The organism is Runella sp. R0.1_18, from assembly GCF_057652155.1.
Genome location: NZ_JBYFCK010000009.1, coordinates 98054 through 111172, shown reverse-complemented (window position 1 = coordinate 111172; position 13119 = coordinate 98054). Strand labels below are relative to the sequence as shown.

The 13119-nt window shown below is 43.8% G+C and carries 12 protein-coding genes; 2 read left to right on the top strand and 10 right to left on the bottom strand.

Features of this window, described 5'->3' with window-relative positions; genetic code table 11:
• Window positions 1–6 precede the first annotated feature (6 nt).
• A complete protein-coding gene (locus AC23P2_RS17000; protein ID WP_487774307.1) occupies window positions 7–1389 on the top strand; it encodes an alpha/beta fold hydrolase in 1383 nt (460 codons plus the stop codon).
• Between the two features lie 3 nt (window positions 1390–1392).
• Here the strand turns inward: AC23P2_RS17000 and AC23P2_RS16995 are convergent, their stop codons facing one another.
• Both AC23P2_RS16995 and AC23P2_RS16990 read right to left on the bottom strand, forming a co-directional pair.
• Window positions 1393–4041 (bottom strand): carboxypeptidase-like regulatory domain-containing protein, encoded by a 2649-nt coding sequence (locus tag AC23P2_RS16995; RefSeq protein WP_487774306.1) that lies wholly within the window; start codon window positions 4039–4041, stop codon window positions 1393–1395.
• 5 nt (window positions 4042–4046) lie between these two features.
• Window positions 4047–4736 (bottom strand): NUDIX hydrolase, encoded by a 690-nt coding sequence (locus AC23P2_RS16990; protein WP_487774305.1) that lies wholly within the window; start codon window positions 4734–4736, stop codon window positions 4047–4049.
• A gap of 101 nt (window positions 4737–4837) precedes the next feature.
• Here AC23P2_RS16990 and AC23P2_RS16985 point away from each other — a divergent pair, with 101 nt between their 5' ends.
• Window positions 4838–6130, top strand: coding sequence for a hemolysin family protein (locus AC23P2_RS16985; protein WP_472491795.1), 1293 nt, complete (start codon window positions 4838–4840; stop codon window positions 6128–6130).
• 23 nt (window positions 6131–6153) lie between these two features.
• On the opposite strand, the gene AC23P2_RS16980 is transcribed toward AC23P2_RS16985, so the two are convergent.
• The 8 genes from AC23P2_RS16980 to AC23P2_RS16945 form a co-directional block, all read right to left on the bottom strand.
• The gene (locus AC23P2_RS16980; RefSeq protein WP_472491797.1) at window positions 6154–6903 is read right to left on the bottom strand and encodes a DeoR/GlpR family DNA-binding transcription regulator; all 750 of its coding nucleotides are present in this window, start codon (window positions 6901–6903) and stop codon (window positions 6154–6156) included.
• 265 nt (window positions 6904–7168) lie between these two features.
• Complete coding sequence (locus tag AC23P2_RS16975; protein ID WP_487774304.1) at window positions 7169–7864, bottom strand: 3-keto-disaccharide hydrolase; 696 nt, start codon at window positions 7862–7864, stop codon at window positions 7169–7171.
• A 99-nt stretch (window positions 7865–7963) separates the two neighbouring features.
• Entirely contained in the window at window positions 7964–8521 is a 558-nt protein-coding gene (locus AC23P2_RS16970) for a YceI family protein (RefSeq protein WP_472491800.1), read from the bottom strand.
• A 35-nt stretch (window positions 8522–8556) separates the two neighbouring features.
• On the bottom strand, window positions 8557–9459 hold the full coding sequence (locus AC23P2_RS16965; protein ID WP_487774303.1) for a DUF5777 family beta-barrel protein: 903 nt from the start codon (window positions 9457–9459) through the stop codon (window positions 8557–8559).
• A gap of 55 nt (window positions 9460–9514) precedes the next feature.
• Window positions 9515–10033 (bottom strand): QcrA and Rieske domain-containing protein, encoded by a 519-nt coding sequence (locus AC23P2_RS16960; protein ID WP_487774302.1) that lies wholly within the window; start codon window positions 10031–10033, stop codon window positions 9515–9517.
• 118 nt (window positions 10034–10151) lie between these two features.
• Window positions 10152–11057, bottom strand: coding sequence for a DUF72 domain-containing protein (locus AC23P2_RS16955; RefSeq protein WP_487774301.1), 906 nt, complete (start codon window positions 11055–11057; stop codon window positions 10152–10154).
• A 97-nt stretch (window positions 11058–11154) separates the two neighbouring features.
• The gene (locus AC23P2_RS16950; RefSeq protein WP_487774300.1) at window positions 11155–12300 is read right to left on the bottom strand and encodes a hypothetical protein; all 1146 of its coding nucleotides are present in this window, start codon (window positions 12298–12300) and stop codon (window positions 11155–11157) included.
• Between the two features lie 131 nt (window positions 12301–12431).
• Window positions 12432–13046, bottom strand: a complete 615-nt coding sequence (locus AC23P2_RS16945) for a YceI family protein (RefSeq protein WP_487774299.1) — start codon at window positions 13044–13046, stop codon at window positions 12432–12434.
• Window positions 13047–13119: the final 73 nt, after the last annotated feature.

The window sequence follows — 13119 nt, the reverse complement described above, 5'->3', positions numbered from 1 at the left end:
ATTCAGATGTACGCAAAACTCAGCCACGGAATTTTCATCTTTTTGATTGCCTTTGTATCAACCACTCAGGCACAACACCTTCACCGCAAAGGATCATTAGGAATTGACTACGTTGAAGCACCAGATTCGCTACTCAATGCCCTTAAAATAGAGGAAGCGCACTGCATTTGGGTAAAAAGCGTTCATCCACAATCGACAGCTGCCCAACTGGGGATTCGTCCTGACGATATTTTGGTATCAATCAACGAAACAGATTCACTCTATCTTTTTGACTTCCATAACCTCGAACAACAGCTCAAAGAGAACGACCCTATTTCGATTACCTATCTGCGTAAAAACCGCAAAACGCGCGCCGTCGGCGTTGTCAAACCCGCCCCCCGCGAAAACTCCGCAGGCGAAGTGTTTTACGATGAAGTTCCGTACCAACGTGGGTATTTACGCACCATCGTTCACCGTCCCTCCAACACTGACAAAGTGCCTGCCGTTTTTTATATCCAAGATTTTGATTGTGGTTCTATTGATTTTTCAAAGGATAGCCTCTCCCCTACCAAACAACTGGTAGATGGCTGGGTGAGGGCGGGATATGCCGTGGTGCGGGTCGAAAAGCCTGGTGTAGGCGAAAGTGCGGGCACCAAAGACTGTGCAAGGCTGGATTACCAAGAAGAACTCGCGGCTTTTCAGAATGGGTTTCGTTTTACCCAAAAACTTCCCTTTGTTGACAGTTCAAAGGTTTTTATTTTTGGACATTCTATCGGCGGAACGGCCGTCCCTATTGTCGCTCTTAAAGCGCGGCTCAAGCCACGTGGCGTAATGGTGTATGGCACGGTAGTAAAACCTTGGTTTGAGTACATGCTTGATGTGTTTCGTAAGCAACCACTGCTCTACAAAGAATCACTCTTACCTTCGGATGTCAATGCCCGCATGATGACACCACTCTTGTACGAATGGCTAGTGCAAGGCCGTAGTGCCACCGATTTGCTCAGTGTCCCCGATTTTGAAGCCATACTCACCTCCAAAGAAAACCCGCTCGGCTATCGAAGAGGAACATTTTGGGGACGTTCGGCGGGATACTTTGCTGATTTAAACCGCGTCAATCTTCTACAAACGTGGGCACAAGCTAATGTCCCGACCTTGGCCATCCACGGAGAATTCGACAGCCAAGCGATTAGTCCAGAAGCAGCGCAGCAGATTGCCCAAATCGTCAATGAGTCGTTGCCTAACAAAGGCACTTATAAATTACTGAGAAATGCCGACCACTTTATGGCAAGGGTAAATTCATTTTTAGAATACAAACAGCTCCAACAAAAAGGAAAATACAAGGATTTTGCTTCCCACAACTTCAACGCTGCTATTATCGAAATGACAGTCAACTGGATGCAACAGCAGTAAAACCTACTGGCGAACAGTGTAACTCATGTTGGCTACCACTGGTTTGCCTCGGTAGGTGAGCCCTTCGAAATAAATGCTATACAGCCCATTTTTTGAGGGCTTAGGCACTTTAATGGTCGTTATTGCCGACGATGAAGGAAAAACAGAGGGGTTCCAATACGCGACTAACTGACCCGACCTTGGTGTCAGTTTCGATGACAACCCATCGACCATAAACTTTTGAAATCCTTTGGTTTCGCTGGCGCCTCCTTCTCCAAGTCCTGCACCTGCGTGCTTGGTAATGATAGAAATAACCCCTACGTAGCCCCTAAGCCCCAACAAGGACTCAGCTCGGTTGACCACTTCCACCCGTTCTACTTGAGAAGCGGGTATTTGAGAAATAAGATTAATGTTGTCAAATCCGACCCCATCTACCAGTACCAGCGGTTGAGGTAGTTTTGTTCGCACAAAACCTCCCGCCGATGCCCCCATACGCATCGTAATGACCAATTTGGTTAGTCCGTTGTCCTCAGGAAATTCTACAATTCGTAGCCCTGGCACTCGCCCCTGAATCGCAGATAGAATATTCATCCCAACAGCATTTTCGTATAAGTCTTTTCCCTGAAGTACGTAATCAGCCTCTTTATAAATTGAAGTGATGGGTTTGGGGGCCACTTTTGCCTTTACCTGCACTTCATTCAACTGTACGGTAGTGCCTTTGAGTAACCCATCGTAATTCATCGGCACGATCTTCCACTGGTTTGAGGAAAATGCAGGCAACCAATTGGGTGAAATCAACGAATCGACACTAAACGTGGCATCAAGCGCGGGCTTTCCTTTGGCATTAGTTACTTGCAATAGTACGGGTTGTTTCCCTTCCAACGGTAAATTTGTAAATTGAAAATGGCCTTTGGAGTTGATAGAAGCAAAAAAGCTCAAATTGGCACTCGGCAATACCATCAAAACCGACTCATGTTTATTGGGACGATAATTTAGTACTTTCCCCGAAACCTCGAATCCGCGTTCAATAGGGCCGTTACGCCAAGCAACCAGTTCATTGGTACTCATTAGCGGATGCCTAGCCCCAATACTCCCCCTAAAAACTGTCATTGTACCCCAAGAAAAGCCCTCAGAGGGGAATGAAACAACCAAGGAATCATGCAACTCCTCCACTTTTATTGACATGGAATCTGTGGGTACAGTGGGCAAGTACACCGCCATTTCCTCATTTTTCAGCACAGGAATCCAGCGGTAGGTATAAGTACTATCCGACTGATGTTTCCCCCATTTGGTATATGTACGGAGCAGGTACGTATCAGGTATAATCAAAGAATCTTGTAATAAAAATTGGGTAGTAAAGTGGCGATTTTCCAGCGATAATCGCTGTTGTAGAAGCACCTTTTTAGTCACAGGTTGTACCAATTCAACATACACCAATTGGCTCAGTGTATCCGCTCCCTCCTCGGACGTATAGCGCATTTGGCCGCTTACTTGTACGACGTCATTGGTAAAATAGTAAGGCTTATCCGTCGTAAAATAAGCCGCTTCGCTTGGACTAATATGAGATTTCGGCGGATTGTATGTAGCGTTTGTGGGAGACGTATAATCCAGCGGCAAAAGCGTAGAAACACGATTTTCGGCCAAATATCCAGAAACAGAACACGCTTGTGGATTCAAGATAATACCCTGACTGTTAAACAATAAAGGCTGACCATTGGTCTCAATCCAAGCCACTTGGCAGGCTTTGTCTTTGTAGATGGAAAACACGCCTTCTTTCCCATTGTAATGCACCTCAATGCGCGCAGGCAAGACCAAACTGTAAAAGTTTTTCACCGCTTTCACCGCACTATCCAGCTGTATTTTGGATAGTTTTTTTGCTTGATTTTGGTGAAAGAAAGGCGTTCGTTTGGTCGGGTCTTCGCCTGGTTTATCGACAAAAAACTCAAAGCCTTCTCGGACAGAATTTTTAACTTGTAATGATTTAAAAAAGTGAACATCAGAGCCTCGGTAAGCTTCTGCCCTATGCTGTTCCCAGACTGCCTTTTGGGAAGCATCATTGGTATATAACGACGTAAATTCGGCCAAGCCACTAAAAAACACTTGGGCTCCGTCGTAACGAAATTCATTCAACGAATAACGTATCTGATACCCTAACCACTGGTTGTTGATTTCGAGTATATCTTTGGCTATGGCAGTGAGTACGTTTTTTTCTTCACTAAACTCCAGTACCCACGGATTGACGATTCGGCACTGATTTTTAGCTAATTTATCACCCAAAAACTGTTTTTCAAATTGCTCAAATTGTTGCTCCCATACTTTGTCTTTTTTCTGAGATACTTTTACCTCTTCCAGCAATTTTTCATCTATTACTAGCCTGACATCTAGTTTTAGCTCCGTGTTGCTGTCGATGACAATTCTTTGGGTAAAAGGTTTGAACCCTACTTGACGAACGACGAGACTATAGGTGCCGATAGGAATATTTTTTAGCAAGAACAGCCCCTCCAAGTTTGTCTCGGACGCAATGGAGGTATTGTTCAAAAATACGCTCACAAAAGGCAGTTTTTCGCCCGTCGTTGCCGCGCTCACTGTCCCCGAGATACGCTGCCCCCGCACCCAAGCCGATGGCAGCACCACAAGCAAGAGAACAGCGATAAGTAGCGTTTTGGGATACATCGTTTTTAATCCATGTCCACTTCTTGGCCCAAAAAACAATCCACCACGTAGCGAATTGAGCTGAAAGAGTTGAGGAGAGCCTGCCTTGCTTCTGTTTCCGTCATCCACACAATCTGTTCAATTCCTTCCTCGTGTTGCGGCGCCATTTTTTTATCGTTGACGTTGCGCATCAAGTACCATTTTGTGCGTTTGAGGTATTTTTGATTGTTTTGGCTGTAGGTGTGCCAAGTGGTACAAATTTTTTCGACCAATTCGGCTTTCACGCCCGTTTCTTCTTCTACCTCACGCAAAGCCGCTTTTTTGGACTTTTCATCCTCGTCCAGCTTTCCTTTTGGTAGGTCCCAACAACCACGTCGAAACATCATCAAAAACTGCTCACCTTTGGTCACTACTCCACCCGCAGCTTTTACTACCGTAAACATCTTTTTGAGACGCTTTTCTACGGCCTCTTTATCTTTTGGCACCAAATAAACCGACTGTAAATCAGGCAAATCGAAGTTATTCAGAAAATGAAACAACTTTTCAACCGTGATGGGAGTGGCGTTTAAAATCAGCAAATGGCCACGCAAACTAGCCACTTTCAACATCTCTAGGTTAGCATCCACTACCTTGTCAAAAGTGCTTCTATCGGGAAGCTTTTGGGCAGCCTTTTCGCTTAAAATTCGGATAGGTCGGTCTTTGATAAAAATAATCATTCTGCTATGGAAAGTAAAACTTGACAAAATTAGCAAATGCGATTGTTTTGGATAGCAAATAGTTTTGATAATTTTGCAATTGTACCAACCATCCCCCCTTCGTGGAACTACTTGTAATCGTTCTACTCGTTCTAATTAACGGAATTTTCTCCATGTCGGAAATCGCGCTTGTCTCATCGCGAAAGTCGAAATTGGAAACCGCGGCCCGCAACGGTGACCGTCAAGCCCAACACGCGCTTGAACTTGCCAACTCTCCCAATCGCTTCTTATCCACAGTCCAGATTGGTATCACGCTCATCGGTATCCTTAACGGGGTATTCAGTGGCGAACGCATTACAACTGATTTTCAAACGTACATCGAACAGTTTGAGTTGCTTAAACCCTACGCCCACAGCATTGCTGTTGGGGGCGTTGTCCTTTTTGTCACTTACCTCTCGTTGGTACTTGGAGAACTTGTTCCTAAACGAATCGGGATGGCCAACCCCGAAGCCATTGCCAAATTTATGGCAGCGCCAATGAACTGGCTTTCTACCATTACCGCACCATTTATTTGGTTGTTGGCCAAATCAAGCGATTTGATTATGAAATTGCTTCGAATTACACCACAAAATCAATCTATTACAGAAGAAGAGATTAAAACAATTATCCAAGAAGGAACCACAGGGGGCGCTATTGACGAAATTGAACAAGAAATTGTTGAAAATGTATTTCACCTTGGAGACCGCAAAATTGTATCCTTAATGACTAACCGCCAAGAAGTGACTTGGCTAGATGCAGCCGATGAACCTGAGGTGAATAGAGCAAAAATCTTGGAATCAAAACACTCTGTTTATCCGCTTTGCAATGACGGAATTGATAATATTGTTGGTTTAATTTATGTCAAAGACCTGCTCGGTGAAGACCTCGATGGGCAACTTCGACGCTTGGAAACGTTGGCCCGCGAAACGCTATACATTCCCGAAAATATAAAAGCGTACCAAGCTTTAGAAAAATTTAAGGAGCGACGCGTGCATTTTGGCATCATCGTCGATGAATATGGCGCCATGCAAGGCATTGCCACCCTCAACGACATTATGGACGTTCTGGTGGGAGATTTGTCAGAAACGAATGAGTTTAACTACGACATCGTTGAGCGCGAAGACGGCAGCTTTTTGGTGGATGCACAGCTTCCTTGGGAAGATTTCCTCGACCACTTTGATATTGTGGTCGAAGACAACAAAGAATTGACTGGGTTTAATACCCTCGGCGGATTTGCCCTGCACATTATCAAGGATATTCCTGCCACTGGCGAATATTTTACTTGGCAGGAATATCGCTTTGAAATCATCGACATGGATAAAAGTCGTATTGACAAAATTCTGGTGCAACGTATCTCTGACGAAGGTTTTCTTTAAAACTGCAAACTTTTGCAATGTTTTTAGATAAGTTCAATACCTTGCTGCCGAAACCCATTTAAAGTGACGTCAGAAGGCTTCAAACTTGTTATCAGAATATCAATATCTTGTAAGTCGCATACTTTGTAGGTTTCTACCGTATGCAGCTTTTCAGTAATGGCGCAAATAGCTACTTTTTTGGCTGCTTGCGCCATTTTCTGTTTTAGAACCGACTCTTCATAGTGGCGTAGCGTAACGCCGACTTCGGGATCTAGCCCATTAAAACCCATCAAGTACAAATCCACCCGAATATGCTCAAGTTGCTTCATTACTTGGTTTCCAATCGTGATTTGATAGCGTTTATGGTAAGTTCCCCCCAGTAAAATGGTTTCGATTTTGGGATGTTCATTCAATACCGCCGCCAAGGGTAAGCTATTCGTAATCACTGTCATTTCCAGATTCTTAGCGAACTGCTCCGCAATATGAAAATTGGTTGTACCTCCGTCCATGAGTATTGTCTGGTGATTGTAAAAAAGCTTTTGTGCTTTTCGGGTCAGCATCACCACCTCTTGCTGGTCGGCGCTATAGTTGTGCGTATTTTTAAACGATAAGTACGAGTTGGCCACCGCACCTCCGTGGACTTTCTTTAAAAGTCCCTTGTCTTCTAACTCAATAACATCGCGGCGAATGCTATCGTAGGAGACATTCAACAATTGGCTCAACTCCAACAAATTGATTTTTTGGTCACGATTGAGCTTCTCAATAATGAGCCGTTGGCGTTCTTCTTTAATCATAGGTTGACGTGTCTGACAGGTATCCAAGTATCGTTTGCAAAGTATTGAAAATTCTTTGCAAAAAAATGCAAAAAAAAGTTGCATTAAAACAAAAAGTTTGCATATTTTTGCAATGTTGATTCAATCACAACTTGACCTATGATGAAAAAAAACCTCGCGCTACCCTAGGGGTTTGTGTAGCTGCGAGGTTTTACAAAAATCTGTTTTAAAATGATGTGGATAGGAACGTCAGACCCAGCTGTTTCGGCTGGGTTTGTGTTTTTATCTACAATTCACGAATACGGACATTGCGGTACCATACTTTGTCGCCGTGGTCTTGCAACGCAATTTTGCCTTTTGCAAATTTTCCAAATCCTTCCCAAGTCTTAAATTTACTGTTGGCAACCAAGGCGTCCCATCCTTCTCCTTTGGTTGGGAATGTAACCATTTGCTTTCCGTTCAACCAAAACGTGCCTTGTCCGTTTGAAATGAGCATTTTAGCCTTGTTCCACTCTCCTGCGGGCTTCACGGCCGTCAGGTCTGCGGGTGGAATCATGTCGTACAATGAACCTGATTTGTGATTACCATTTTTACCAGCAAACGAATCTGGGTGTTTGGCATCGTCCAATACTTGCATTTCTGGGCCTGTGCTGTAAGGGCAGCAGTATTTTTTGTCTTCTACTACGCCCCACATAACGCCGCTATTGCCTTTTTCGGCGATTTTCCACTCCATTTCCAACTCAAAATTTTCAAACTCTTGGTCAGTTACTAAGTCACCACCGCCTCTGGCAGTAAGGGTCATTGCGCCATCTTCTACCTTCCATTTATCCGACACGGGCTGACCTTGTTTGTTAAAGTTGTGCCAACCGCTGAAATCTTTGCCATTGAAAAGCTTTTGCCATTTTCCTTTTTTTTGCACAAATCCGCAGGTCAAAATAAGCGCTGCTGCTGCAAAAACGAGTGTGAATTTTAATTTTGTCATGATACTAAAAGTGATAAATTAAGAGAAACAAAAAATGAGTAGTCTTGGCTAAGACCACTCATCAAAAGGAATCGGTGCGACACCTATACTTATTTTACTTTATTTTTTAGCAGCTTGTGGCGCCATACTGTACTTACATTTTACCTTAATTACCTGCGCAATTTTCACAAAAACCATCTTTGGCACCTCTATGTTGTGATCTACCAAGGCAACATCAAACTCAGAATTAATGGAGATTGTTCCCTCAGCCACAGTGAGTTTTCCTTTGAGAGTACGGGGTTTTGTTACCCCATGAATCGTTAAATCGCCCGTAGCAGAGACGTCGTACGTACCGTTTTTAGTATAATCAATTTTTTCTACCAATTTTCCTTTAAAAACGGCTTTGGGATACTTGTCTGAGTCCATGTAGTTTTCGTTGAAATGCTCCTGCATCAACTTATTGGGAAAATCGAACTGCTTCATCACCATTTGCACAGCTACGTCTCCCGTTGCGGTGTTGATGATACTTACACTGTTCTTATTCACTGCCGAAATGTCCTCGACGGGGGTCTCTGAGAAGAAAGTGGTTTCTCCCTTATTGGTCAGATATATCCCTTGTGCTCGCAGCGAACCCGCCAATAGCAGGCAGCCCAAGAAAAGTTTAATGCGTGTTTTCATAGCCATTCAAATAGGTTTGAGATGATTGTATGCTTTTATTTCATCATGCTTTTAGCTCTTTTGTCGAAGCTAAACGTGCGTGACACATTGAATCCGTAGCGAATATCGCCTTTGCCCCAACTCCCCGCCGTATCGCCAATAAATTGTTTTTCGACCATACCTGATGAATTGGTGAAGTGAAGTTGGAAAACGTGCCCGCCCGTTTCGATGTCAAAGCCAATCGCCAACGAGTTATTGTACTTATCGCCAAGGTCATTGATAATATCTTGATCACGAAAAGCCCAGTAGTATTCGGCATTTAACGAGACGCGCTTACTGACTTTCATTCGTCCGCCAAAACCAAGAGCAAACAACGCGCGTTCTTGCGCGGCCGTAGCCACTCGATTGCGATACAACAACGTCGGGTTCAATTGCAGCGACAACTTATCGTTAAATTTCCGCGCAATCAACAATTGCGTACAGTACGAAGTTTTGTCTTGGGTAGAAAGCGTCTTATCTTGGGTTTCGATGACTGCGCTGACCAAACCCGTGATGGACACAGGGATATTTTTTGTTCCACTTGCCTGCCGTAACAACTTGGCTTTCCCAAAGAAATCGTAGGTTTTTTGGACACTGCTACGCCCAACTCCAATCATGATGTTGTCGGTCAAGCCGTATTCAAACCCCAAACGAACAGTAGAATAATCAAGCCCAAACAAATTATAGGCACCAGAATTGAGGCGGTCGAAACGGTGGTGAATCAAAAAATCAAGGTGATTTTTCTTCACCGTTTCAACCGAATGCCCATTGATAATCCGTGTCCCTTTGAAGGTCGCAGAGGTATAATCGGTTGTTTTAGGAGTTTCTTGCTCCAGCAATTTTGTCAAGTCATCTTGGGCATTTGCCTTGACTATACCTATCACTAGCCACAATAAGGCTATTTTAGCAACTACTTTCATAATTTGGGAATATCAAATGGTTAACACGCTTATTTTATTTGAGGAACTTCGATGATTACGCACTTACTGTGAGCGTATTGCCATTGGCACTTAGTTGGGCTTTATATACTGTCAAAGCCCTGGTAGCTGGACCCACTTCAACTGCACCAGCTGTACTAAATTCTGAGCCGTGGTTACTACAATAAAAATCATTTTGTGCCGAGCGATAATCAACGGTTGTACCTTCGTGGGTACACGCTTTTGACAGGGCAACAATGGTTCCTTTGGCATTGGCCACAATCAAACTGCCTACAACCACAAATTTACCTTCAGTTTTCAAGGTCGAATAGTTACTTGAGGTTAAATCAAGGGTAAAACTAATCGCTCCTTTGCTCAAATCAGCATTTCCTGTTAAGCCAGTCGTACCTGTATTTGTTCCCCCCGTATTTGAACCCGTTCCAGAAGTATCTGGGTCAACACTCCCGCTTGAGCAAGCCGTCATAGTAGTTCCCATGCAATAAAATGCCATTAACGCACTGCTACTAAGCCCTAAATTGCGCAAAAATTGTCCTCGTTTCATGGTTTGATTTTTCATGTTAAAAGAAAGATGGATTGTTGGTTAAAAACTCCTTTTAAAGCTATTTACGAGTCTCACACCGATATGGTTGCGTGAATGGCACTTTTTTTTATGCCTTGTAACAAAAGAGAAGCAATTAAAACAACGAGCCTTGGATTACTTTAGGCTGAATACGAGGCGCTAAGAGTGCAAAGTGGCAATATTTATTTAGTTGCTCAACCCAATAGCTAGACAGCTCGGGGGCATGAAGATTTTCACCACAATGGACAAAAATATAGACCGTTGATAGCCCTGTTTCAAACCATTTTTTTAGACGCTGTACCCACTCGTCCACCCTGCTGTAGTCGGTCGGGTGAAGTTCATTGCCCACAAATCGGAGCGTAACCGTTGAATTTGAAAGTCCCATGTGAACCACATCGCGGCGGCCTGCCACATCCGACATGACCGTGCCCACGCCCAACTCGTGCAGCATCTGCAAGGTTTCTTCCCAAATCACTGGTTGCGCAAACCAATCGGGGTGGCGAAATTCAACCGCTATGGGAAATTTAGGGGGGAGTTGTTTCAAAAAAGTCGATAAAACCTTGGATTGGCGCGCGTCAAAATACGGCCCTAATTGAAGAAAAGTCATCCCAAGATTAGCTTCTAAGCCCAACACCGACTTGGTAAAGGCGTCACTTAAAGGTTCACAACCGCGCAATTGGCGGTCGTGGCTGATTTCTTGGGGCCATTTAGGGCAAAACTTAAAATGGGCAGGCACCGACTCTTTCCAACGCTGAATGGTGGACTCCGACGGAATTTGGTAATGCGTTACGTTTAATTCAATCGTATTGAACTGACGACTGTAATGGTAAAGAAAGTCTTTTTCTTTGGCCGTGGTGGGATAAATTTTCCCCACCCATTCTTTATTGGCCCAAATAGGAGGCCCAACAAACACTTGTTTCTCTCCCTTAACAGCCTCTTTAAGGATTGTTTTATTGAAGTCAGGGTCGTTTGGTAAGGTAAAATCGACCCCTGAAATATCGGTTAATTTGCCAAAATCCATGGTAATGTTTCCTTGATAAAACTAAAAAGCCGCTTTTTCAGCGGCTCTTCAAATTAAAACAATTTACGTTTCATTATGTTTATCCAAACGTATTTTTCTATTTAACCCGTTCGTCATTGGTATATATCCCCACTTCCTTTCGTCCATTACGGTGATAAAATGCGCCTTGGCCATTTCGTTTTCCGTTGGCAAAAATACCCACAAATCTATCACCATCCACGTAATAATAGGTACCTTTTCCGTTGGGTAAATTATTTTGGAAAATTCCCACGTACTTATCACCATTGGGAAAATAATAAGCGCCGTAGCCTGCACGTTGGTCGGCTTGAAAATCACCTTTATACTTCATTTTTCCGTCGGGATAATATTGAACTCCAATGCCATGACGACGCCCCATCCGAAAATCACCTTCATATCGCTCACCGCTTTCATGTACGTAAATACCGTAACCATTTTCACAATTTCCCGCAGTACACCCTACCTTATCGTCGTCGTCGTCTTCTTCCTCTTCATCATCGTCGGAAGCAGGAAACGAACCCGTACTTGTAGAGGCGATAGTTACGGGAATTTTACTTTGATTTTTGGCCGTTAGGGGGGCTTCTGATTTCGACGGTGTGACGGCCGTTGTTAGACCTGCGGCATCCATCCAACCTTGCCGAATGGCGTCAATACGGTATGTTTTGGCAGGATGAGAATAGGTGGCTTTGTCGTCACCCAAGGTTTTGATCGCCACCAGCGACTCTTCTAAGGAAGCCCCAAGGCGCTGCATTACAAAACCCGAAAAACGGTCGGCTTCTAACTCTTTTTGCGGACGTGCCCCTTTCCCGTCAATGGTGTGGCCTTGCAAATGATGCCCGATTTCGTGGGCTACAATACTAATGGCCGACCAGTCGGTGTGGGTTACGTTTTCAACCCGCTTCATAAACGCACCGTCATAAACGATGTAGCGTTGTCCATCCACCACGGTTGCAAAGCAATTTTCGGTGTTGGGACACTCGACCACGATAAAGTTTCGCAACAAGCCCACTTGCTTTAAGATTCGGTCCACGACCGCTTCGGCATGTTGGTTGGAGCGAAAACTCAGGTAGTTACAAATGTCCTTGGGCGATTGGAGTTGTTTGAATCCAAAGTAATGACAAACGAAGGCATCATCCTCAGAGTTGTCAGTTTTTTGGGTTGCCGCAGGGGTTTGGGCAAACGAATAACTTGAAAGAGCTGTTAATAGGCAGATTAGGCGTTTCATAAGTGGTCTTCAGTCAGGAATCGCATTATTGAAAAAACGTTGGGTAGGTTCAAAAATTACATTCCCCTGAAAAAATAAAAACCTCTCCCGAAACTCAGGAGAGGCTTTTTGATTTCCCAAAATAGGTCAAGTTACTTTGCAGCAGCCAATGTCAAGTCGATAGCGAAATCATCGTAAATCGCTTTGTCACCGATGTTAGCAAAGAATGTTTTTGAGCCATAACGAATATCCCACTTAGTACGGTCAAGTGTGATTTTTGCGTTAGCACTTACCCCTTTCGCATCTGCTTTCACTGTCGCTGGGAAAGTTACGCTCTGGGTAATTCCTTTGATTGTCAAATCGCCAGTAATATTGATGTTTGCACCAGTTCCGTCCACTTTCTTGATGACAAATTTTGCTTTTGGATGCTTTTCTACCGAGAAGAAATCATCTGATTTTAAGTGACCAACCAATTTCGCGTTGTAACCTGCATCTGTCAAATCGTCACATTTGATGGTAGTCAAATCAATTTCAAACGAACCGCCAGTTACTTTAGCGCCATCCACCAACAAAGAACCATTTGCCAATGCTACTGTTCCGTAGTGCTCACCAGTTACTTTTTTCGCGTTCCATTTTACCACACTTTTCGACGCATCTACTTTGTAAGCAACTGCTTTTTTCGAGCTATTTTTTTCGGTAGCAGAAGCACCGCTAACGGCCAACAAACCAGCTACCAACACACTTGCAATCATTTTCATTGTTTTCATTGTACTTAATTGTAGTTAAAGAATTTGTGTTTATTGTGAATTTTAAAAGTTTTAAACGCTAAAAATGTACTAA